Raw genomic sequence first — 22,178 nt, forward strand, 5'->3', positions numbered from 1 at the left:
GACTGGCACACCGCTTTCGCGAGCAAGCCCGCTCCCACACTGGATTTGCGGCGAATCAGCCGGCCCTAAACCCGGAACGCATTGATCAACTGCTTGAGCTGCACCACCTGCGCCGACAGTTCACGGCTGGCATCCTCGGTCTGGTGCGCGCCTTCGGCGGTGCGTTCGCCGGCGCGGTTGATTTCGACGATGTTCTGATCGATGTCGTGGGCCACGGCGGTCTGCTGCTCCACTGCCGCGGCGATCTGCTGGTTCTGGTCGACGATCATCCCGACGGCTCCGAGGATATTTTCCAAGGCCTGCTGGACCTTCTCCGACTGGCCGACCGTGCCGCTGGCCATCTCATGGCTGCTGCCCATCGCCTTGACGGCGGCGCCTACTCCGCCATGCAGGCGGCTGATCATCGCTTCGATTTCTTCGGTCGATTGCTGGGTTCGCTTGGCCAGGGTCCGGACTTCATCGGCCACTACGGCAAAGCCGCGCCCCTGCTCACCGGCCCGGGCAGCTTCGATGGCGGCGTTGAGGGCCAACAGGTTGGTCTGCTCGGCGATGCTCTTGATCACGTCCAGCACGCGGCTGATGGCCTGACTGTCGGTCGCCAGTTGATTGATCACCTGCACCGACTGGTCGATCTCGCTGGCCAGGCGGGCAATGCTGCCTTGCTGCGATTCCACCAAGCCACGCCCGCTGAGAGTCTCGTCGTTCACGCTGTGGGCGCTGCTGACCGCCGCGGCGGCGCTGCGGGCCACTTCCTGGGCGGTGGCTGACATCTGGTTCATCGCGGTGGCCACCAGTTCGATCTGGCTGCGCTGCCCGGCAACCGCCTGATTGCTGCGGGCCGATACCGTTTCCACCTGGCCGGCCTGGCGCTCGACTTCGGCGACGGTCCGGCCGACCTGTTCGATCAGGTCATGGATCTTCGCCACCGTGCCGTTGAACACCTCGCCCAACTCACCCAGCTCGTCTTTGCTGCGGGCGACGAAGTTGACCGTCATGTCCCCCGCCGCCACTTTGTCCATCATCTGGCCCAGGTGCTGGAGGGTGGTGCGGGTCGAGGCGTAGAAACCGGCATACAGGTAAAAGATCAACAGGAATACCGCCGCCAAGGCCACGGCTTGCAGCACCATGTGGCTGCGATTCTGCTCCAGGCGATGTTGCAACTGCACGCCGAGAAACGCCTGGGTCGCTTCGTTCAGCCGGTAAGTCCGTTCCATCAGGCCGCTGACCTGCTCAAAGAACGCCGGCCATGGCGCGTCGAGGGTGTCGGCCATCACCACCTGTTCTTCGATCAACTCCGAAGCTTTCTTCAGCGTGCTCTTGCTGCCGTCCGCCTGATCGGCCAGGGCTTGCCCGGCCGCCTTGCTCGAACCCAGGGCGTCTTGCAGTTTCAGCTCGTATTCGCCCTGGAGTTTTTCGATCTGCGCGAGCAACTCTTCGAAGCGAGTGCTCGCCGCCGAATTGAGGAATCCCTGCCCCAAAGAAGACGCGCCCAACGCACGGCCCTCACCCAGGAGCTGGGTGACTTTTGGGGTCGTGCCGACGATCAGTTCGCTGAGCTGACGGATGTCACTCTGGTTGTCGCGACTCAACCCGGCCTGGCTGGCGATGATCTGGCTGAATATCTGCGCGCTGTTGAGCAGCTTGCCGATCAGCGCACTTTTGCTTTGCAGGGAGCTTTCGGCCTGCTGGGCCTTGAACGCGGCAATCATCTCGTCGCGCTTGGCGTCGAAGGCGTTGACCTGTTCAGGCTCCACAGCCATGGCGGTCATGCCTTGCAGGCGCCCCAGGACTTGTTGCTCAAGGGTGCCGATCTTCGTTTCCACGTCACCGGCCTTGCCGGACTGCCCAAGGCTGGCGTTGATCTGCACCAGGTTGTTCAGGGTTTCCAGGTCCCGGCGCAGGGCCAGGCTGCTGCCCAGCAGGTCCAGGCTTTGCAGCTCCACCTGGGTACCCTGGAATTCACGATAGGAATCGCGTACCAGAAAGAAGTTGGTCACCAGCATCGGCAGCAGAAACAACACACTGATCAGGCTGAACTTCATGCCGAAGCTCAAGCGGTTCATCAGGGCGACGGCAGGCCAGAGCAAACTCTTCACAAGGGAGTCTCCCGGTAGTGTTGTTATTGTTATGGGCAGGCGCACGGAGACAGCACAAAGCCACTACTCGGGCGCTGTGCCTGTATAGCCTAAATCGGCGGGGAGATTTGTAACTTAAGGTTAACGAGCCAGCGTGGAACGGTCCCTGTGGCGAGGGAGCTTGCTCCCGCTCGGGCGCGCAGCGGCCGCAATCTATTGGAGGCGCTTCGCACCTCAGCGGGAGCAAGCTCCCTCGCCACAACTAAGCTCACTTGTCACAACAAGCTGCCGGTCATTCGATCATTCTCGGTGTCAGGCCAACACCGTCCACAACGCAAACCCGGCATACCAGAGCAGTGCCGCGCGCAGCAGCAGCTCCCAGAGCCGGTCCAGGCTGTTGATGCCGTCCGGCCCGGCGACGGGCTTGGGAATCTCGCCGGCCACCAGGCCGACCTTGTCGATGAGTTCGGCGGCGCTGATGTTCCAGTTCAGCAGCTCGTGCAGCATGACCCGGCTGACCGCGACGAAGTTGCCCACCAAGGCGAAGCTCGCCGCCAGCAGCCGCACCGGTACCCAGTCAAAGGCATGGCGCATCTGGGCAGCCCGCTCGGCTACGCCGGGGTTGTGGCTATGCTCGGCAGCCAACGCCAGCAATCGATAGCTCAAGGCCGCCACCGGGCCCAACAGGAAGTACCAGAAAATCACCGCGAAAAAACTCTGGTAGGCCTGCCACAACAGGTGCCCTTGGACCCGCTCCAACAATTGCTCGCCGTCGCTGGCTTCAAGGTCCAGGTCGCGCTTGGCGACATGGGCCGCCGCTTGCAGGTCTTGCCGACGCCAGGCATCGCGAAACGGCCCCAGGCCGGCGAGCAGATCGCCGCGCCCCAGACTATAGATCACCACCAGCAGGTGCACCGGCAGCGCCAGCAGACCGTAGGCCACCGGTTCCAGCACCCAGAGCAACAGCGCCAGCAACGCCGCTGGCAGCACGACCATGACGATCAACACCAGCCAAGGCCGATTGACCCAACGGGGATGCGCCTCGAGCCTGTTCAGCTCGCGCAACCAACCGCCGTCGCGCTGGACCCGCTGGCGCAAGGCCGAGAACTTCTCGACCCAGACCGCCAGCAGCAACACCAGAAAACTCATTGTCCTTCCCCTTCTGTCAGGGCCGCACGGTAGCGCGCCCAATCGAATGCCGGCCCCGGATCGGTCTTGCGTCCCGGGGCAATGTCGCTGTGCCCGCAGATGCGCTGCACCGTGATCGCACTGAACGCCGCCTGCAACTGGCGGGTCAGGTCCACCAATGCTGCATATTGCGCGTCGGTGAACGGCAGATCATCGGTGCCCTCGAGCTCGATGCCTATGGAAAAATCGTTACAGGTTTCCCGCCCCTCGAAGCACGAGACGCCCGCGTGCCACGCACGATCCAGACAAGAGACAAACTGGGTGACGGCGCCGTCACGCTCGATCAGGAAATGCGCCGAGACACGCAGGTCAGCGATACCGGCAAAGTAGGGATGTTCCGTGACATCCAGACGATTCTGGAAGAATTCCTGCACCTTGCCCGTGGCAAATTGGGCCGGGGGCAGGCTGATGTTATGGATCACCAGCAGGGAAATTTCGCCCTCGGGGCGCGCATTGAAGTTGGGCGAGGGGCAATGACGCACGCCATCGCACCAACCGCTCGCGGGGTCCAGCTGCATACAGGTTCCTTCGATGACGACGGTGAATGCCGCCAGTATGCCGCGATCAGCCCCAGCTGCGCGATCACTTGCCGCGATTGAGCTGGCGCAGATTGCCCAGCACCGACTCCAGCGCCCGGTCGAACAGCAGCGTGTCGTCGAGCAATCGGGCCGCTCCCCGGCGAAACTCCAGGGCCAGGCTGGTGCGGCTGTGCTCCAGCACCTTGAGGCCGGTGCGGTTGACGAAGATGTATTTGCCGGTGGCCTGGATGATTGCCGCCAGCTTGCAGCGCAGGCGATTGTCATCCTCTTCCTGGAACTCGACCCAATTGCCCAGGCGCAACTGATCGACCTGGATCAAGCCCACGTCATCGGCCGGCAACCGGACCGCCGCGTTCTCCATCGGGGTCTTGTTGGGCGCGCGCAGGACGATTTTTTCCGACACTTGGACCATCACCGGCAGGTCTGACGGCTGCGCCTGCTCCGGCGCCTGCCCCATGCGTTCGAGGGACTGCACGTGCAGCACTTCCAGCTCACTGAAGAATTCGCTGGTGGCAAACGGGTCGAACGCCGAACGGCTCAAGCCTTCGCGCAGGGCCTTGAGCAGCTCCGGCACCATCGCCAGCAAGCGCAGGCCGGCGTCGGGCTCATCGTGCGGCTGGACGCTCCAGATCAGTTGTTCCAGGGTCAGGACGTCCGCTTTCCACTCCTCGGAATGTTCGCCGTGCTTGAAGCAGGTCAGCAGCAGCACCTGGCTCCAGGCCTGCTGCACGAACTCCACCACCGCCTGGGGCAGCACCTTGCCCAGCAGGACCTGGTTGAGCACCCCTTCGACTCGCTGCCGAGCAAGGTCGGCCTTGGCCCTGCCCTCTTCCGCGTCACGGATGCGCTGCTCAAGCAACTCACTGCGGCGCCGCTCGTCACTGGTGAAGGCCAGGAAGTCCGCCAGCAGCTCGGAGAAAATCGCCGGGTCATCGACATAATCATTCAAGAGGCGCTGGACCACCTGCTCGATACGCAGATAGAGGCTGTCGCGCTGTTGATCGTCGCAATCGCCACACCCCATGGCTGCGGCGGCGATCTCATTGAGTAGCCTGCGGGCGGGATGATTGCCACGGCTGAAGAAACTCTTGTCCTGTACCGCGACCTTGAGCATCGGGATTTGCAGGCGGCCGATCAGGGCCTTGAAGGTGTCCGGCAGGTTATGGTCATCGAGGATGAACTCGAACATCATCGAGATTAGGTTGATCACGTCTTCGTCGGCGTCTTCCACTACTCGGGACTTGCCACTCCTGACGCTGACGCGGGTGAGCAATTGTTCGAGCTGACCGCGCAGATCGAATTCATCCTGGACGGCCGGTGCCGGCACGTACTGCTGCAAGTGCGAGAGCAGCCGCAGCAGGTCGCGGGTGGAAATCGGCTGGGCCGGTGCGCTGGCTTCCAGCGTCGGCGCCACACTGCCGCGGACTTGCATCAGCAGCTTCTGCAGCGCAGCGAACACTTCCTGCACGCTGTCATCGACCTCGGCCGCCCTCGGTTTGGCAGGTTTGTCGGCCTTGGGCAGCGGTTTGTCGGCGGTGCGATCCGAGGCCCGTCGCGACGGCGAGGCCTTGAGGTCCGGCAGGATCCCGGTCGCGGCCAGCAGCTGATTGGCCTCGGCATAGAGCTGGTCGCACTCGCTGAGCACATAACGCTCGAACAATTTGAGCAGGATCAACTTGACCTTGATTCCCACGCCCAGGTTACGCCCGGCCTGCAGGAAGTGTTCGCACAGCAGCGCCGGGCTCAGGGGATTGTGCTGGCTGGTCAGAGGTCGAGCCAGCAATGCGCCGAGCCGGGCGGTCAATTGTTCGAGCGCCACACCATCGTGCCTGAGCACCCGGGTGACCATGGCCTCGACCGCCAGGTGTCGTTCCAGCTCATCCTTGGTCGGTTGCCCGGGTATACCGGCGGCCACGACGGGCGCGAGGGTGGCCTGGGTGAAATCGTATTGGGCCAGGCTGACGAAAGCCTCGAAAAACTGCTCGATGAATTCGCGCTCGATGCTTTTGCGCTTCAGGCGAAGGTCGCGCATGGCTTCGAAGAACAGGTTCTGCTCGACATCGTCCCGGGCCCGGTCGGCCATTTCGAACAACGTGTCGTCGGCGTTATCGAACAACCCCTGCAAGCCCAGGCGCAACTGCTGGGCGGCCTTGTCGCGGACCTGAAGCAGAATCACCGGCAGGCGGGCGAGCGGCGAACGATTCGCCTGATCGGTAGACACCTTGTGCAAAGGCACTACATTCCCGTCGTTATGCATCCTGGCCTCCTGAAAGGGCGTTCTTCGGTTCGCAACGTCAAAGCTATGGCGTCAATCGAAAGGCGGATTATCAGGTAAAAGAACCCCGTCCTGCCAGTAGACTCTGTGATCGAGCTCGAAATACTGCGCAACAAGTGACCGGAAAAATTGGGAAATGTTGCGAGGATGCGACCAAATGCAGGTCTTGAGGTGCTGGGCAGGCGCGCGGCGCCTTGGGTTCGCTCACGGCCTGGCCCTATAATCGGGCCACTTTGTTTGTGGAGCCCGTTATGCCGAATCTACGCCTCGCCGATCTGACCGCCGAAATCGAAGCCAACGTGCGCCGTGCGTTGCTTGAAGACATCGGCAGCGGCGACATCACCGCGCAGCTGATCCCCGCCGAACGCCTGGCCAAGGCCACCATCATTACCCGCGACGCCGCGACCATCAGCGGCACGGCCTGGGTCGATGCGGTGTTCCGGCAACTGGACCCACGGGTTGCGGTGCATTGGCAAGTACGCGACGGCGACCGGGTCAGCCCCGACCAGGCGCTGTTCCACCTCGAAGGCCCGGCCCGCTCGCTGCTGACCGGTGAACGCAGCGCGCTGAACTTTCTGCAACTGCTGTCAGGCGTTGCCACCCGGGCCCGCTACCTGGCGGACTTCGTCTCCGACACCCAGGTCAAGCTGCTGGACACCCGCAAGACCCTGCCAGGCCTGCGCTTGGCGCAGAAATACGCCGTCACTTGCGGCGGCTGCCATAACCACCGCATCGGCTTGTACGACGCGTTCCTGATCAAGGAAAACCATATCGCCGCCTGCGGCGGGATCGCCCAGGCCATCGCGGCCGCCCACAAGATCGCCCCGGGCAAGCCGGTGGAAGTCGAAGTGGAAAGCCTGGCGGAATTGAAAGAAGCGCTGGCGGCCAATGCCGACATCATCATGCTCGACGAACTGAGCCTGGAGGACATGCGCGAGGCCGTGCGCCTGAACGCCGGCAAGGCCAAGCTGGAGGCCAGTGGCGGCATCAACGAAAGCACATTGCGCCCGATTGCCGAGACCGGGGTGGATTACATCTCGATTGGCGCGATGACCAAGGATGTGAAGGCAGTGGATTTGTCGATGCGACTGAGCCTCTGATCAAAAAAAACGCCAGCCTCGATCAGGCTGGCGTTTTCCTCAGACCACCAGATTATTCATCTCGCAGTACTCATCCCATTCCACACCCAGCACCTCGGCCGCCTCCTTGTGCAAGGCAAGGCGCTGCGCCTCGAATTCCTCAGGTGTGCTGGTGTATTTGAGGGTCAACTCCCAGGGCTGCAACCCCTGGGCTTCGGCCTCGTCCTCGAATGCCCATTGGATCTGGTCTTTCTGATCGTCAGCACTCAGGTTCTTGATTTCTTCCAGTAACTGAGGCGTGTCCAGGGCGTACTTGCGCAGGGCTTCTTCGTGTCTGGCTTCTTGCGTCAGTTCTTTCGCGGTCATGGTGTTCTCGCTGATCGGAGGAATGGAGGATGGATCTGGATCTTCAAGGATCTCTCTGACGCAGGAAACCGTAGCAAGCCCGGTTTACCTGGCCTTCAGAACCATTCGGGGGATCATCTGAAAACAGAAGTATTGCTGCGTGCGACAAGGATCCTAGCAGAGACGCAAGCCAGTGCAACAACTGGCATAGATGCAAGGCGCCCGGAAAGCGTCCGGTTACAGTTTCCGGTTTCCAACGGCGCACATTTACCTCGTATAAATAATCCCGCCAGAAGATCGTTGAACAACTGAAAACAGGAGGCCTGATTCCATGAGCGCCCAGTTGCAGCACAAGGGTTACATCGGCTCGATTGAGGCAAGCACCGAGGATAAATGTCTATTCGGAAAGCTGCTGTTCATCCGGGCGCTGGTAAGTTACGAAGGGCAAACCGTCGCAGAACTGGAAACAGCTTTTCGCGAAGCGGTGGATGATTATCTACAAAGCTGCGAGCAGCTCGGACAGCAGCCAGAACTGCCTTGCAAAGGTTCGTTTAATGTCCGTATCGGACATGATCTGCATCTGGCTGCAGCGTTAGCCGCGACCCGTCAAAACGTTTCTTTGAACGATCTCACGCGCCAGGCATTGAACGAATACTTACAACACCACGCGTGAGGAGCTCGGAGGGCGCAAGGAACCTAAGTCTCGTCATCCAGTCATAGCGATGTGCCATATCGGCACTTCACAAGGAAACCCAGTGATGCGCAGCTTTTCCGTGTTGTCTTCATTCCACGTTGGCGTTGCCACCCTGTTGCTCGGCAATATGATCCTGGCGGGCACAGCCCAAGCGGCTGTCGAAACCGACTCTGGTTACACGTTGCCCTCCGACACCATTCCAGCCCTTCGCAGCTCATTCAACAATGACTTGCTCTTCAAGACCAATATCAGCGTCGGCGTTCTGGAAGAACTGCCAAAAAGCGTGAAGGCCAACACCACCGAACTGGAAGAACAGAAGCGCACCCTCGGCGAGCAGGCCCGTCAGATCGAAGAGCTCAAGCGCAACAGCGGCTCCAGCTCCTCCTCCAGCAGCAAAGAGATTGACGATCTCAAGCGTACCGTCAAGGAACAGGAGCAAGACCTGCGCGACCTCAGCAAGCAAGTGGAAGACCTCAAGCGAAATAACGGGTCCAGCTCAAACTCGAACAGCAGCGAAATTTCGACGTTGAAAGGGAAAATCAGCGATCAGGATCGCGAGATGGACCAGCTCAAACGCACGGTCGAGGAACTGAGCCGGAAGGTGAAATGACAGGAGGGGGTTAATCTTGCCCGAGACAGGAATCGAACCTGCGACCTTCGCGTTACGAGTGCCTGAACTCGACATTCCAAGGAATCTAGGTAGCCTAGTATACAAGCACTTTGTAGGCAACCTAAGCCTCCTTAGAAGACAGCAGTTGGCTTTATTGTCCCAATTCTGTCCCACTGGTGGCTGACATCTTGGGAGTAAAAGAGTATGGCTAGCTTCCGTAAACGCGGCGAACTGCAATGGCAAGCACGTGTTCGCCGCCGAGGCTACCCTGACCAGGTGAAAACCTTCAACACTCGCGCCGACGCGGAAGAATGGGCCAGGGCCATTGAGCATCAAATAGATCGGGGGGCGTTCGTCAGCCGCACCGAGGCTGAAGCTACCACGCTTCATGAAGCGTTGAGCCGTTATGAACAGGAGATCACTGCCCATAAAAAAGGAGAGGTCGCCGAGCGCTCAGTGCTGCGAATCTGGAAGGCGAGCGAGCTCGCCATAAGAACGATGCCGGCAATCCGCAGCTCCGATATTGCCAAGTTACGTGATCAATGGCTGAAGTCCGTGAAACCCGCCACCGTGTTAAGGCGATTCCAAGTGCTTTCTCATGTATTCAATATCGCTCGCAAGGAATGGGGCATGGAGAGCCTTAGCAATCCCCTTGAGCTTGTACGCAAACCACAACCCAACAATTCGCGTACGCGACGCCTCTTCACGACAAGCTGTTCGGGCATGGTCATAGGAGGCGAGCTTCCTGTTTCCGCAGAGAAAGGCACAGAACAAAGTCCTGGCCGAAGCTCACACGACGATGAGCTAGAGCGCATCATCGCAGCCACAGGTTCTGACACCCTTCCCTCTATAATCCAGCTCGCCGTTGAGACAGCAATGCGTCGAAGTGAAATCGTTAGCCTCCGCTGGGAGCACATTAATTTCAGAGATCGAGTAGCCCACCTGCCAAGGACCAAAAACGGTGATTCGCGTGACGTGCCACTTTCGTCGAAAGCAGTGGCAATCCTTAAATCACGGATGCCCAACAGTGAACAGATGCCTCATGAAAACAACGACACCAGAGTGTTTCGAATTCGAAGCGATGCGGTCACACGAGCTTTTGAACGGGCAGTAATACGTGCGAGAAGGACCTATGAGGCCGAATGCCAGGAAGCCAAGATCCGACCGGCGCCAAGGTATCTAACCGACCTTCGACTCCATGACCTACGGCATGAAGCGACGTCTCGCTTAGCGGAAATTTTCCCAATGCATGAGCTGACCAAAATTACGGGCCATAAAGAGCCGCGTATGTTGATGCGCTACTACCATCCACGGGCTAAGGACTTGGCTAAGCGATTGGCATAATAGAGAAACGATTCCTCATACGTTTTGTAGATGAAACATCCTATGATCACGGCTAGGCTCATGAGCCTAGCTAGCTGTAAAAAAGGACTGTCACTTGCTATAATGGCCCATTTTGTGTATTGACCTGGTACCAGACGCATGGATTTCTTACGTGAAGATTGCTAGCCCGTTGCGCTATCCAGGCGGTAAAGCCAGTTTGACTGCTTTTCTGACCGACGTCATCGAGCTCAATGAGCTGCGCGGTCGCCCATATTATGAGCCTTACGCAGGCGGCGCAGGTGCAGCCCTGAGCCTCCTCCGCAATGATATTGTTTCAAGTATATATATTAACGATGCCGATCAAAGGGTCTACGCATTCTGGCACTCTGTATTGAACGAGAGCGAAAGATTCGTTGATGAAATATTCAATATCCCGCTAACTATCAATGAGTGGCACAAACAGAAAGCTATATGTAGCTCACCCGATAATCATGACGTTTTCTCTGTAGGCTTTGCTGCATTCTACATGAACAGATGTAATCGCTCAGGTGTGTTGAGCGGCGCTGGCCCCATAGGCGGATATGAACAAGCGGGCAAATGGACGCTAGGAGTGCGATTTAATCGCGAGACTTTGGCAGAACGCATACTTGCGTTAGCAAAAGTAAGCGAACGCATTATATTGACAAACATGGACGCAATAGATTTCCTTAAGGAAAAATTACCCAAGGGCAAGTCGAGAAGTAAGGTATTTGTTTATTTTGACCCTCCCTACGTGAATAAGGGCCAGAGACTCTACCTGAACTCCTATCTATGCGGCGACCACCGAAAAGTGTCTAAGTACATCATTTCTCAAAAAAGCCTACACTGGCTACTCTCATATGACGACACCGATCTTGTAAGAGAGCTTTACTCTGAATTTAATCTTTTTAATTTACCAGTACGCTATTCACTCCAGCAGAAAAAATTGATGCAAGAACTCATCATTGCTCCGCATAATTTGGCACTCCCAACCATGGCGACAGTGAGTGGCGCTGAATCAATTATTTCGAGATGCAATCTTGAGGCGACGATATGACCGAAGCTGCCGTGACAAAATACTTACCAGTTTCCGAGCTTCATTTTGACAAAAGCAACCCTCGACTGGCCGAATATGGTATCGACTCTGATACGCCCGAATCAGATATTTTGCAAATTCTCTGGGACGCGATGGATGTAAGAGAATTGGTACAGTCCATTTCCGCGAGTGGTTTTTTTCCTCACGAAGCGGTTATTGTCGCTCAAGAAGAAGGTCTAAATGTAGTCATAGAGGGAAACCGTAGACTCGCTGCCACTAAAGTCTTACTGTCTCCGACCATAGCAGATGAAAATGGTTGGCCTGTCCCTGCACTGACCCCAGAAGCTAGAGCCAACCTTGAAAGCATCCCGGTTATTCTTTCCGACCGTGAGAGCTCATGGAGATATCTAGGATTTAAACACGTAAACGGGCCGGCAAAGTGGAGCAGCTATGCCAAGGCAGCTTACATAGCGGAAATACATAGAAAGTACAAAATCTCTTTATCAGATATCGCCAATCAGATTGGAGATAGACACAACACTGTTCAGCGCTTATTCAGAGGGCTGATGGTATTAGAGCAGGCGGAAAAGACAAAAGTCTACGATAGGGCTGATAGATTTCGGCAACGGTTATCTTTCTCTCATCTTTATACCGGCCTAGATTACGAGGGAATTGGCACTTTTCTCAACATTGCTCCCAAAGAGAACGAAACGGAAGAGCCAGTCCCAGCTGACAAGCTCCAGGAATTGGGTGAGTTATGCGTGTGGCTATATGGTAGCAAGAAAAACAAGCAGCCTCCGGTGGTCGAATCACAGAACCCGGATTTGCGCCGACTTAATGCAGTTGTTGGGAACAGAGAAGCCGTTGCGGCGTTGCGCGCTGGAACAGAGCTATCCAAAGCATTTGAAATTAGCAGGCCCCCCTCCGCAGTATTCGAAGAGGCTCTACTGGCCGCAAAAAGAGAGCTGACAACTGCGCGCGCGACCTTAACCACTGGTTACGATAAATCTGAAGCATTACTGCGTATTGCTGGAAGCATTGCAAATATTGCAGATGATATCTACCAGGAAATGGAGCGAAAACAGGCCCCGCAGCAGAAAAAAACACGACTGACGGACAGTTGAAATGTTCAAACTACCAAATCAGCCGTCACCCAAAGCAGATGTAAATGAGTTAGCAGACTTTGCAGAGTTACTAGCATGGTGCAAAGGCCTAGTATCGGCGCGTGAAATTGTCGCCTACCTAGGACGCGAGGACGACAACGATAATAATGTCGGATGTGACGACAACGATGACGAAAATGCGGTCGAGCTGGACGAGACTATGAACGAGCTTGAACGTCGAAGTCAGGCTTGTAATGAGGGATACCCTTTTGTTCTTGAGCTTGAGGGTACAGTACTCAAATGCCAGTTCGACGAAGGTAATCAAAAACAGGCTGTATACCTCTACCTTCTTCTAAGCACTCGCCTCAACATGCTAAAAGCCAAGATTCACGCAGGCATAGATGGCACAACAATACTCGAAGAAATTTCCGCACAGATATTAAAATGCTATCTAGGAAAGGATCGCGCAAAATCTATGGTATTTGGTACGGCCATCGGTAACAAATTTGAGGACAAAGTAAACCATCTCTGCCAAGAGATTAAAGAAGGCGGGTGCTTCAAGAACTGGGACGCGGCAGCCGTCAGCGCAAATGACGATCGTTTGGATTCGGTTGCGTGGGTACCGTTTGCTGACGGCACTGCTAATCAGCTTATTTTATTTGCTCAATGCAAAACCGGCACTACTTGGGAGTCGCAAAGCACTCAGCTTCAACCCGACGCTTTTCTAAAGCGCTGGACTAGCGAGCGAGTTTTTTCATTTATGCCTGTGCGAGCATTTTGTGTATCGGAAGCGGCCGACCGCTCTAGGTGGTGCGGATTAACTGCTTATGCAGGCTTGCTGTTTGACAGATGTCGCTTAGTGGATTTTTGCGAACATGTGGAAGTCGCAACGATGGCGAAATTGAAAGCCTGGAATCAGGCAGCAAAAGGAACAATCAACTTCACTTAAGCAACATATTGATACCTTACACTCAGCCCCAGCATTTAATTTGAGGCACGGTGATCATTAGGTGACAGACTCACTTTATGTCCCACCGTTCCAAACTTGCCTGAATAGACCTACTAACAACTTCAGTATGCTCTTTGATTAGTTTTGAGAGCATTTCAATTCGCTCTACCGCCAGCGGTTCATACCCGCCCTCATTAAGGCGTCTGGCGATCTGATTTAAATTTCGACCTAGAACGAGCAGCTGATAGTTCGACTCGCCTAAGGCATCAATCTCGTTCATTCCAAACTGCGGCTCGTGAGTTAAGCCGACCCGAATGGCATCAATTATCCAGCGCCGCATAGAACACCGTTCGACGTTTGCCCGTTCTCGGATTGCGCGCTTCTCGGATTCTGTCAGCAGAATTTCAAAGCGCACCTTGGGTTCGGCGGCCGGCGCTTCCCGCGTCTGGTGATACGTTTTCGGCGGTGGATTAGCTGCGGCCTTCGCCAATTGCTGCTCGATGGCTTCTTTGATGGCGGCTCCGGGCTTCTTACCCAGGACCTTGCAGTAGTCGGCCCATGGCTCTTTGAGCGCACCCAAGTACACGTCCAGATACTGGGCCGACTTCGACATCTTCGCTTTCTCCATATCCAACTAGCCCCCTCAATGATGAAGGCCCCGACAGGGGCAATACCAAAACTACCGGGGTAGTTTACCGGCGAGTAGCCTATCCTGCACTAGCCCTCATGAGCTTACGTTTCTTCGTCATGACTAAATTTCCGGCACGTGTTGAAGCTGTTGAGTAAACGATTCTGCGGCTTTGCGTAATCGACATTCCGTAGCCAAAATGGGAAAATGCTACACGCCAGAATGAATAGTTTTGGTCTTCTAACGAACGTTGCACTACCCCAAGAACGCCTCGCGCGTACCGGGTGCCGGCCTGAGAAGAAGGGCCTGACCACCATGAACAGAATGGTCGCCTAGTCGCCCCAAGAACGCTCAGCGTGCCGGGCGCGGTTCCTAAACAGACCGACAGATCGGAACAGTACGATCCTGCGTTCGCCCCCAACCTTTGGAGTGGCGAATATGAAAAATCCCTTACCGTCTTGGTTCATAGCTGTAGGTATTGCGATGCCTTCAGCAGCTTTCGCGCAAATACCTGTAACAGTAACTACCCAGGCAAGTGACTCGCCGATGACCATGGCCGAGTTCGCGGCCAACACTGCGCGCTGGGCGCAGCAAGTCGAGCAGATGACGTCGCAGATTGACCAGATGAAGCAGCAATACCAGTCGATCACCGGATCGCGTGGAATGGGCGGCATCATGGACAACCCGGAACTACGAGACTACCTGCCCCAAGACTGGCAAGCCGTCTATGACAGCGTAAAAACCGGCGGCTATTCCGGCCTGAGCGGGCGAGCTGGCCAAATCTACAACGACAACAAGATCTATGACGCGTGTGCCAATTTCGCAGTGACGGCGCAGCGGACGAGCTGCGAAGCGCAGGCCGTGAAGGGTGCTCAGGATAAAGCTTTCGCCCTGGACGCCTACGACAAAGCCAAAGGCCGTTTGCAGCAAATTGATGGACTGATGGGCCGCATCAGCCAGACCCAGGACCCCAAGGCCATCGCGGAGCTGCAAGGCCGGATCGCGGCCGAGCAAGCCATGATCCAGAACGAGCAAACCAAGCTCCAGATGTACCAAATGGTGGCGCAGGCCGAGGACCGTCTACAGCAGCAACGGCAGCGTGAATCAATGCCAAGGTTCTGGCTAATCGTGAATACACGAAGCACCAGCCTTTCAACCTGCTGGACAAGTGAGGGACACACCATGATTTCCTATATTCACGCCCCTGTTCTGGTTGCTTGCTTCTTCACGCTCCTGTTTATGCGGCGGTGGTGGCTCTGCATTGATCGCATGGGCTTCTCGCGTGAAGTCGGCCGCCGCGCACCGTCCCTTGTTCAAGGTGACATTCTGGCCGCAACCCTCGCCATCGTTCCGTTCCTGGTGGCGGCAATAGATTGGTTCGCTATCACGCTACCGCGCCAGTCGGCCCCAATTGCCTCCGGCATGGCAGCCTTGATCTCCGTGGCGTGCCTGAGCGGCTGCGTGTTTGTGCTGCGCAATTCTGGCCACCGCTTCGCCGGCCATTGGGCAGGCACACGGGAAAGCGCTCTGCGCACCGTCGTGGCGCTACGCATCATCGACGCGGCCGAGTTGGCCCACGCATTGGACGTGCTGCAACAGCACGAAGCACGGCAATTCAACGGCCGAACTATCGACGGCGAAGCGCGCGAGGTCCGCAAATGAAAAAGCTCTCTATCGCCCTGGTCGTCGCCGCCGTCCTGGCTGGCTGCGGCAAGAACACGCCTGTTCAAACCGTCGATTGGTACAAGATCCATGAGGCCGAGCGCTCGGCCATGATTGCCAAGTGCAAGGCTAACCCCGGAGAACTAAATGTCTCCCCGAACTGCATCAATGCCGTTACGGCGGCAAACCATCTGACCGTTGAAAAGCGCGGCTACACGAAGCACGCCCCGATAAACGCGCTCGAAGGGGGAAAGTGAAATGGCAATCGAATCAAATATTTTCGAGTGGATTGGCGAAAGTATCGACATGACCCTGAACACGTTCGTTCAGGTCACGTCGGGCAACGTCATTTCCATGTTCACCGACGTTTTCATTTACGGTGGAACGCTGACGTTCGTCCTGATGGGGTTCGCCATCATCTTCGGATATATCGAAGCGCCCTCCTCAAATTTTATGAAAACGTGCGGAAAGTTCATTGTCATTAGCGGCTTGGCGATGAGTGCCCCGACATACCTTTTATGGGTTGTCGAAGCTCTGCGCGGCTTGGAAACCGGCGTGGCTGATGCGTTCTCGGCATCGGGTAGCAGTACGCAGGCAACCTCGGTCTATCAGGTGCTTGATAAAGCGGTCACGGATGGCTTCAAGATCGGCGGCGACATGCTCGAAAAAATGGGCAAACGGCAATGGTATGAATACACCATGGCGGCTTATGACTTTTTGAACGCCGTCATCATCTACCTCGCCACGCTCTTAGTCGCCGTTCCTGCCGGCGCGATGGTCATCGTTTCCAAGATCATGCTTACCGTCATGCTCGGAATCGGCCCGTTCTTCATCGCAATGCTGATGTTCCCCGTCACTGCTAAATGGTTTGATAGCTGGTTCGGTCAGGTCATGACCTACATCATGCAAATCGCTCTCGTGACAACGGTTCTCGGTATGGGCATGAAGTTTTTCAGTACGCTTACGGCCACGGTTCTGGCTTCCACCACTGACCACCCTATCGCCACGATGCTTGAAATCCTGATCGTCACGGGTGTCACCCTATTCTTGCTGCAAAAGGCATTTGAAGCGGCGGCGGCCTTGGCCGGCGGCATGTCTTCGGCAGGTATCACGCTCCGACAAGTCACCCAGGCAGCGGCCTCCCCCGTCACCCAGGTTTTGAACCGACAAAGCACGCGCCGCGATTTGCAAAGTGGGATGATGGTCACGGGGGGCCGGCTTAATCATCTGGCGGCGGGTAACTCGATGTGGAACCCTGCCTATCGGCAGCACATCATGGAGAACCTCGGCAAGAACTGGGGACCCGCCAAGGGTGGAGGGATTGGACGAGACTAATCCTTCATCGACTCTCTTTGGCTATATGTGCGTTCGTCCTGCGCGCCCTGTTGGGCTTACCCAGAGGGGCTCTGCCCCTCTGGACTTCCTGCCCCTCGCCGGGTGGCAGGGCTGCGGGGTAACGCCTCCCGCAACCCAGCCAATAGGGTCATCGTGGAAAGCGCGTCAAGGGTCCGCTTCGCCGGCATCCTCACCCGGTCCCGCTTCGCGGGCTGCGGCTTGCGGTACCGCCCTTGACCCTCTGAGTCCGCGCAGAATTTGTCTTGTTATTAACCTGTTCTCGGTATTTCAGAGTGATCATATGAAGCTACGCAATGCAATTTCCGACCAGGAGCGAAAGCGCAGGCAGAAAGCAGTCGATTATGCTCGAGCATCGATCGAGCTTTCGGGTTTTAGCCTAGGTACCGAAGATGAAGCTCGCGCTCAGGCTTTTGTAGACGGCGCTCTGGATTTGAGTGATTTGGTACGCTCTACAGCGCCGTCTCAGCTGGAAGATGTGTCAAGGGCATCACCGGAGGCCGCAGCGGAGCAGAGCCCGTCAGGGCGAGCACCGAACGGGCGAGGATGATGGGCGCAGCCTTTACCCTTGATACAGCTGCAAGCGTCCAAGCCTAGCGCCAGGGGTAGGAACCAGGCGAAGCCGCAGGACCTGCCCCTGCCGCCAGTCCGGCAAGGATAGGACGCGGGATGCAACCGAAGGGGTTGCCCGCGCGAAGCGCGGAACTGCCAGACGATTGCCCCACTCGCGCGATGATCCGCGTGCTCACCATCTGGCTCAGCACCAAGTAATGGATAAACGTCTGTCGCTGTGATGTAGGAGGGACTGATCAGCAGCTTATCCAGTGCCGAGCTCACTGGATTTACGTGCGACCACCATCGACTCCAGTTCAACCACAAGCTGCTCCAAACTAGTGACGATTCTGGTATTAGAACCTAGTTGCGCCTTATGCAAGGCACTAGCGGTGGCCAGGTCAGCCCGGAAGATGTCTACATAGGGGACGTACATCGAGTGCACCAGATCCCCCAAGTCGCTATCCCGAGCTTTTCGGGTATTTTTGACTGCTACCGCTGATGACAAGAATATCTGGGCCAATAGCTTCGAAAATACGTACAAGGACGGTGTGGACTCTAGATTCGCCTTCACCTTAAGTTCTGGTGAAACCCGCCCTTCGGACAGTGAGTCGATCATATCCTGCGACGCCTTATCTGCGAGTTCTTTGGCGTGATTCATCAACTGCTTTTGAACCTCAGAACCGCTCACCCCGCTGTTCATTAGTGTCAGATGGAGAGCTTTGATCTCACTGGCAGCGGTTGTGAGCAAATCACTTAACTCTTTGCCAGCACCACGAACAGCTTTCGAATACTCGGTCGACCTACTCCAATTCTCGATGTACCAGTCGTATAGAAAACCCAGATCTTTGACCGAGTTCTGCAATGCGTTCGCGACCGCCTCGCCGGAACGCGGTTTCGAAAACATCGCGAGTGCGTTCCTTTTTTTAACCGGATATTCCCGAAGAAATTCCTGAACTTCATCCATATTTGCTTTAGATTTTTTGAGTTTAGATATTTCGAAGCGTCTTTGTTGGCGACTTTTTGGAGGGTCAGGGGTGCCTTCAGTCTCATCATCCCAAATCGCTCCAGCGCTAGGGAACCAGTGCCCTTCGTTGTTCACCAGAGGGACTTTGTTACTACCTGAAAGCTCTTGTGAGACCAAGGTGATTGGATCAGCAAAAACTTTTTTTCCACACAATTCTTTTATGCAGTTGAGGCGTCGTCTACCTAGTCCGGGGATGTCTAGGTCAATAGGTACTGCTTCCATGATGTGCGCCATGGAATATCTTATTTCGATATCCCCGGCTTCCACCCAACTCAGCAGCTTGTTTCGAAGGACCTTTAGTGATGCTGCATCTTCCCTAGGATCGGAAAAATTTGAGAAATCGCTGCTGTCTAGGTACACACGGATAGGATTGGTCATGCGATCAAAAATCCAAGACTGGAAAGACATTAAAACGATATCACCTTTAAAGAAGCGGCGTTTACCCTGCGAAAGGGATCGCACCATCCAGTCATCTGTCATCCAAGCGGAGTGTTGGTTCGGTAAGCCCCAAATTAGCCAACCAACCTAGCTCACGGAAACAGTTGGGCGGTCAACTGTCCAGACTCAGCTCGTTACTCGATGACCCCTAAGGCAGCTCTGTCACTCGCTGGGGTGAACCCGCGATTAATATTTCTTAGCATGCGTTGCGTTGTTAAACGGGCCCATTTATGCGTCCGCTGTCGCTGATTCCACTCCCCGCTGTGTTGGCAGCCGCGTGAGAACATTCTTCCTAAGGCAAGCATACGGATCATGGCTGTTGAGCACGCCGACTGGACGAAACTCATTATCGGTGCTACGCGCTTGCCACTTCGTAGCGACCCCGTGAACAACAGCCCGAACTACCTGGTGCCCATCGCCGGATTCGATTTCTACTCGACGCCATCGGCTTAAGTGACTGCGTTTGGAAGGCGTGTTTGCCGGACGCTTATGGGTGACGATCTTAGGCGCAATACAGCAACGGTTTAGGCAATGAATAATTGAGATATTTGTTTATTTGAAAGATACTTGCCACACTCAAACAAGTCGATATTCCCTTTATAAATCAACAAGTAAGATTCATTTCAGAAGTATTTTTATCGGCATTTCAGCGTCTTCGTATCGGCGTTTCAGCTTCCTTCTATCGGAGTTTCAGCGTGGTGGTATCGGCGTTTCAGCGAAAACGCCTGACTTTATCCACAGGGCACCCACTGATTGCCAGAATCATTCCAGACTTAAACATTTCTCGCAGGAATGGCCTTTTACAACGCCTCACGTAAGCGCTCGAACATGAGGCGGACTTGGTAGCAGCCGTAACCCATCGCGTTCAGACGAAAGCCGGGCAGTCGGATACAGCACATGTACGTCGTGCAAACAGCGATTGAACTCCGCGCGGAAATGCGCCATCCCCTGGGGAGTGGTCGCGTAGCCTACGCCAAATTGAAAGCGCAGAGCGTTCCATGGAATCAGGGCTGGCCGTCTAAGGATGAACATGCGCCACGTCAGCCATAAATACAGATCTATCGCCAGGGGTGATCGCAAGCAGTGCAATACGCGCAGATCGAACGGCACGGCGTAGTCCATACACTCCCGGTAGAATGCTTCCGACAGGGTAATCGTACTCTCCCAAAGCGAACCTCCACCGTGGTTCTTCTGACCCCAACGGAGTATGCCCTCATCCGACAGCGCGACGTTCTTGTAGGAAAAATCCTGACCCTGATGCGCTTTTAGCGAAATAGTGGTGCTAAACAATTTCGTAGCCTGCATCTTCAGTCGAGAGGTATCGCCACGTAGCCCCCCACTCGTTGATAGGCCGAGCTTCTCGACGAATTCGTTAAAGCTCCGACCAAGCTTCAACTCACGCGACCCAGTCAACTTTGCCTCCCGTGTTAACCACGCGGAAATGAGTCGCGGCAGCTTTCCATACGGAAGACCAATATCAGGGTCCACCAACATGGTGATGGAGGCAAGGCCGTTGTCGCGCTTGTAAAATGCTCCATCAACTTTCTTATGCGGCATTGATGCCCAGATCATAGCGCGCGCCATATAGCCAATCTGGCCGGCCGCTGCCGCCTCTTGGTTCTGGATCGCAAGAGCAGTATCAAAAAGATCCGCTGCCTTCGCTGTGCTTGCCTTAGCCGCCTTTGTAGAGTGAATACGCGTTTGCTTTGCTATGGACGCTGTCTTGGGCTCTGGAGGCAGAGATGACAAACCTCGTAGGGCAATATCAGCGGCTGGACGGAGCCCAGGAACGCGCGCTGGCTTCGCCGATCGTGTTGATCGATCTGATTTTACATCTGCAACCTGCATCGTCTTTATTGCTGCTTTCTTGGCTGCAATTACCGCAGCCGTTTCGGCGGATATGCCAGCAAGCACAAGTTTTGCGCAGTACCCCGCCTCGTCAAACCCTTCAGTATCGGCATTTAGGAGCGAACGACATAGTAGGCTGGCCCCCATAACTCAGCCTCCACTTACGTGCGTAGTCGGCGGCAGTACATCCTCTGCCGGACGCCGCCGGGCCATTTGCTCAATTTTTGTGGGCCTACCGCGCCGGGGTTTTAAATGACTCGGATGGCTGGGGTCAGCTTGGAATTGCCTGTCAATGAAGTCAGCAACATCCACCAGCCGAAAAACACGCTTGCGACCAATTTTGAAGGAAGGAATGCGATAGCGCCCCTGGCTGACCAAATTACGAATGGTCTGAGGCTGTTCACTAGTGATTTCGCTGACCTGCTCAACGGTAAGCGTTGGCGGATAGCTTTTGCATAGGAATTCAAGCGTGCTTATTGGAAAGACGGCCATGCCGCACCTCATGCGTAGAAGGCAGTCGTCCCTTGGGACGACGCCAATACGCGAGTTGCGGTGAGGCTCTATAAGGTGTTGGAGGAAACAGCACTTCCTAACAACGCCCGCAAGACTAGGGCCTGATTTCGGGAGTCTAAGGGTGGCCTTGCCATGTCAGCGGCAGGATTGAGTAAGGTCACTCGCATGCCCTTACACCCCGAGACTCTTTACCGGACGCTACCCCGGCGCTGTGTCGCATGTTCACTTTTGCCGATCCCCTATCTCACCTTTGGGGTGGCTCAACTGCCGCGTTAGCGTCCAGTGATCCCTGAGTGGTTGAATCCGCGGCAGCTTAGCTTTCTTGGGACACCCATTGGGCAGCATGGGCGGATTAATCGCCCGTCCGGAAAGCGCCAGAACATTCACAGTCCTAGCCTCCCACTCATCCTAGATCACATTCGAGGTTGACTACCTCGAAGGGTATCGAGCCTAAGCTCAATATCCCGGATCATAAGCCACGTTACCGATAACGCCAAGTGGTACAGCCCCGTCAGTTAACGTGAGCGCTGATTGACGAAGCCGGATCAATCAGGAGGACCATGATCGATTTGTCCCAATTTTGTCCCACCGAGGCACAAATTTTTATGGGATTTACGCATATATCTAGACGTACCTCGGTTTACCAAAACTCTCCGATCACACCTAATCATTGACTTACAAAATTTATGAAAGCTCAATGAAAACTGATACATAAAAGCAAAAAGGCCCTGGAACGGACACCATTCCAAGGCCTTAACATATTTTGTTCCTGGTGCCCGAGACAGGATCGAACCTGCGACCTTCGCGTTACGAGTGCGCTGCTCTACCGACTGAGCTACACGGGCGGTGAGCTAACCTAGCATCGCGCCCTGTGGACAGGCAACCTGCGACACAGGGTTTTTCGACACACAGCAAAACGCCCC

General features: G+C 55.8%; 19 protein-coding genes and 1 tRNA gene. 10 read left to right on the forward strand and 10 right to left on the reverse strand.

Annotated features, from left to right (window positions below):
* Window positions 1-65: 65 nt before the first annotated feature.
* The 4 genes from RGM2987_RS23090 to RGM2987_RS23105 all read right to left on the reverse strand — a co-directional run bounded on the left by RGM2987_RS23090 (window position 66) and on the right by RGM2987_RS23105 (window position 6,059).
* Window positions 66-2,096 carry a methyl-accepting chemotaxis protein gene (locus tag RGM2987_RS23090; RefSeq protein ID WP_245145128.1) on the reverse strand — a complete coding sequence of 677 codons (2,031 nt, stop codon included), beginning with the start codon at window positions 2,094-2,096 and terminating at the stop codon, window positions 66-68.
* A 291-nt stretch (window positions 2,097-2,387) separates the two neighbouring features.
* Window positions 2,388-3,224, reverse strand: coding sequence for a regulatory signaling modulator protein AmpE (ampE, locus tag RGM2987_RS23095; RefSeq protein WP_245145129.1), 837 nt, complete (start codon window positions 3,222-3,224; stop codon window positions 2,388-2,390).
* The gene (ampD, locus tag RGM2987_RS23100) at window positions 3,221-3,781 is read right to left on the reverse strand and encodes a 1,6-anhydro-N-acetylmuramyl-L-alanine amidase AmpD (protein ID WP_245145130.1); all 561 of its coding nucleotides are present in this window, start codon (window positions 3,779-3,781) and stop codon (window positions 3,221-3,223) included. Before ampD ends, ampE begins: the two co-directional genes overlap by 4 nt.
* 64 nt (window positions 3,782-3,845) lie before the next feature.
* Window positions 3,846-6,059, reverse strand: coding sequence for a DUF1631 domain-containing protein (locus RGM2987_RS23105; RefSeq protein WP_245145131.1), 2,214 nt, complete (start codon window positions 6,057-6,059; stop codon window positions 3,846-3,848).
* Between the two features lie 269 nt (window positions 6,060-6,328).
* On the opposite strand from RGM2987_RS23105, the gene nadC reads away from it, so the two are divergent.
* Window positions 6,329-7,177, forward strand: coding sequence for a carboxylating nicotinate-nucleotide diphosphorylase (nadC, locus tag RGM2987_RS23110; protein WP_245145132.1), 849 nt, complete (start codon window positions 6,329-6,331; stop codon window positions 7,175-7,177).
* 39 nt (window positions 7,178-7,216) lie between these two features.
* On the opposite strand, the gene RGM2987_RS23115 is transcribed toward nadC, so the two are convergent.
* Window positions 7,217-7,522 carry a DUF6388 family protein gene (locus tag RGM2987_RS23115; protein ID WP_245145133.1) on the reverse strand — a complete coding sequence of 102 codons (306 nt, stop codon included), beginning with the start codon at window positions 7,520-7,522 and terminating at the stop codon, window positions 7,217-7,219.
* Window positions 7,523-7,832: 310 nt separating this feature from the next.
* Between RGM2987_RS23115 and RGM2987_RS23120 the strand changes: the two genes are divergently transcribed.
* The 6 genes from RGM2987_RS23120 (at window position 7,833) to RGM2987_RS23145 (ending at window position 13,234) form a co-directional block, all read left to right on the forward strand.
* Entirely contained in the window at window positions 7,833-8,174 is a 342-nt protein-coding gene (locus RGM2987_RS23120) for a type II toxin-antitoxin system HicB family antitoxin (RefSeq protein WP_245145134.1), read from the forward strand.
* 85 nt (window positions 8,175-8,259) lie between these two features.
* Window positions 8,260-8,805 (forward strand): hypothetical protein, encoded by a 546-nt coding sequence (locus RGM2987_RS23125; protein WP_245145135.1) that lies wholly within the window; start codon window positions 8,260-8,262, stop codon window positions 8,803-8,805.
* A 204-nt stretch (window positions 8,806-9,009) separates the two neighbouring features.
* Window positions 9,010-10,149: a site-specific integrase gene (locus RGM2987_RS23130; RefSeq protein WP_245145136.1), complete on the forward strand. Its 1,140-nt coding sequence runs from the start codon at window positions 9,010-9,012 to the stop codon at window positions 10,147-10,149.
* A 151-nt stretch (window positions 10,150-10,300) separates the two neighbouring features.
* A complete protein-coding gene (locus tag RGM2987_RS23135; RefSeq protein ID WP_245145137.1) occupies window positions 10,301-11,203 on the forward strand; it encodes a DNA adenine methylase in 903 nt (300 codons plus the stop codon).
* Window positions 11,200-12,306 carry a ParB N-terminal domain-containing protein gene (locus RGM2987_RS23140; protein WP_245145138.1) on the forward strand — a complete coding sequence of 369 codons (1,107 nt, stop codon included), beginning with the start codon at window positions 11,200-11,202 and terminating at the stop codon, window positions 12,304-12,306. Before RGM2987_RS23135 ends, RGM2987_RS23140 begins: the two co-directional genes overlap by 4 nt.
* A 1-nt stretch (window position 12,307) precedes the next feature.
* Window positions 12,308-13,234 carry a hypothetical protein gene (locus tag RGM2987_RS23145; RefSeq protein WP_245145139.1) on the forward strand — a complete coding sequence of 309 codons (927 nt, stop codon included), beginning with the start codon at window positions 12,308-12,310 and terminating at the stop codon, window positions 13,232-13,234.
* A 70-nt stretch (window positions 13,235-13,304) separates the two neighbouring features.
* Here RGM2987_RS23145 and RGM2987_RS23150 read toward each other — a convergent pair whose 3' ends face one another.
* Window positions 13,305-13,847, reverse strand: a complete 543-nt coding sequence (locus RGM2987_RS23150; protein ID WP_245145140.1) for a plasmid mobilization relaxosome protein MobC — start codon at window positions 13,845-13,847, stop codon at window positions 13,305-13,307.
* 453 nt (window positions 13,848-14,300) lie between these two features.
* Between RGM2987_RS23150 and virB5 the strand changes: the two genes are divergently transcribed.
* Genes virB5 through RGM2987_RS23165 form a run of 3 tightly spaced genes read left to right on the forward strand, consistent with a single transcriptional unit; the run spans window position 14,301 to window position 16,859 of the window.
* The gene (gene virB5 / locus RGM2987_RS23155) at window positions 14,301-15,524 is read left to right on the forward strand and encodes a P-type DNA transfer protein VirB5 (protein WP_280640038.1); all 1,224 of its coding nucleotides are present in this window, start codon (window positions 14,301-14,303) and stop codon (window positions 15,522-15,524) included.
* The gene (locus tag RGM2987_RS23160; RefSeq protein ID WP_245145141.1) at window positions 15,521-15,781 is read left to right on the forward strand and encodes an EexN family lipoprotein; all 261 of its coding nucleotides are present in this window, start codon (window positions 15,521-15,523) and stop codon (window positions 15,779-15,781) included. The genes virB5 and RGM2987_RS23160 overlap by 4 nt, the downstream gene beginning before the upstream one ends.
* A gap of 1 nt (window position 15,782) precedes the next feature.
* Window positions 15,783-16,859 carry a type IV secretion system protein gene (locus tag RGM2987_RS23165; protein WP_245145142.1) on the forward strand — a complete coding sequence of 359 codons (1,077 nt, stop codon included), beginning with the start codon at window positions 15,783-15,785 and terminating at the stop codon, window positions 16,857-16,859.
* An 835-nt stretch (window positions 16,860-17,694) separates the two neighbouring features.
* On the opposite strand, the gene RGM2987_RS23170 is transcribed toward RGM2987_RS23165, so the two are convergent.
* From RGM2987_RS23170 to RGM2987_RS23185, 4 genes are all read right to left on the reverse strand, one after another.
* Window positions 17,695-18,936 (reverse strand): hypothetical protein, encoded by a 1,242-nt coding sequence (locus RGM2987_RS23170; RefSeq protein WP_245145143.1) that lies wholly within the window; start codon window positions 18,934-18,936, stop codon window positions 17,695-17,697.
* Window positions 18,937-19,704: 768 nt separating this feature from the next.
* Window positions 19,705-20,889 (reverse strand): replication protein RepA, encoded by a 1,185-nt coding sequence (locus RGM2987_RS23175; RefSeq protein WP_245145144.1) that lies wholly within the window; start codon window positions 20,887-20,889, stop codon window positions 19,705-19,707.
* A gap of 3 nt (window positions 20,890-20,892) precedes the next feature.
* Window positions 20,893-21,234 (reverse strand): helix-turn-helix domain-containing protein, encoded by a 342-nt coding sequence (locus RGM2987_RS23180; RefSeq protein WP_186296024.1) that lies wholly within the window; start codon window positions 21,232-21,234, stop codon window positions 20,893-20,895.
* Between the two features lie 791 nt (window positions 21,235-22,025).
* Window positions 22,026-22,100 (reverse strand) — tRNA-Thr (locus RGM2987_RS23185).
* Between the last annotated feature and the right edge of the window lie 78 nt (window positions 22,101-22,178).

It is taken from the genome of Pseudomonas sp. RGM2987 (assembly GCF_022952855.1).
Taxonomy (GTDB): Bacteria; Pseudomonadota; Gammaproteobacteria; order Pseudomonadales; family Pseudomonadaceae; genus Aquipseudomonas.